Source organism: Xanthomonas sp. WHRI 1810A (assembly GCF_040202885.1).
Lineage (GTDB): Bacteria > Pseudomonadota > Gammaproteobacteria > Pseudomonadales > Pseudomonadaceae > Aquipseudomonas.
The window spans coordinates 1-594 of the sequence record NZ_JBEGED010000060.1; the positions used below are offsets into that span (position 1 = coordinate 1).

A 594-nucleotide genomic window follows, 5' to 3' on the forward strand; every position below is an offset into this window, starting at 1 on the left:
CCGAACCCGGCGAGCGCGACCCGTTGTGGCGCGCGGCCAACGGCAAGTTGCCGCCGCAGTGGGGCCCGGCGATCGAAGAACTCGGCGAAGAAACCCGCGCGCTGTTCAATTGGGTGCATGCCGCACACAGTGCGATCGCCAAGGGAAAGCAGGACGATTCCGCACGCGAACGCCTGCAGCGCAGTCTCGGTATGGCCTTGGAAATGGCCGAGCAGCAACACAATCTGTGGAGCGGTTGGCGACGCGAAGACAAGGAAGGCCAGCCGCCGATGGCGCGTTGGATCACCTTGTCGCGCGATGGCGATCTGATCTGCCATTGCTCGCCGGTGTCGGCCGCGCAGGTGCTGCGCACGATGATCTGGAACGAAGTGGATTCGGTGGTGATGACCTCGGCCACGCTCACCGGCGGCGGCGATTTTCAATCCTTCGCCATCGACAACGGCTTGCCCGATCACGCCGAAATGGCGTCGCTGGCCTCGCCGTTCGATCTGCCCAACCAGGCCGAACTGATCGTGCCCAATTTCCCGGTTACCCCCGACGATCGCGAAGGCCACCCGAAGGAAGTCGCGCGTTATCTGGTGCGCGAACTCGATT

Annotated in this window: 1 pseudogene; it reads left to right on the forward strand. The window is 64.0% G+C overall.

What is annotated here, in order from left to right:
- A pseudogene (locus tag ABQX22_RS26715) lies at positions 1 to 594 on the forward strand (ATP-dependent DNA helicase DinG); the annotation flags it as partial.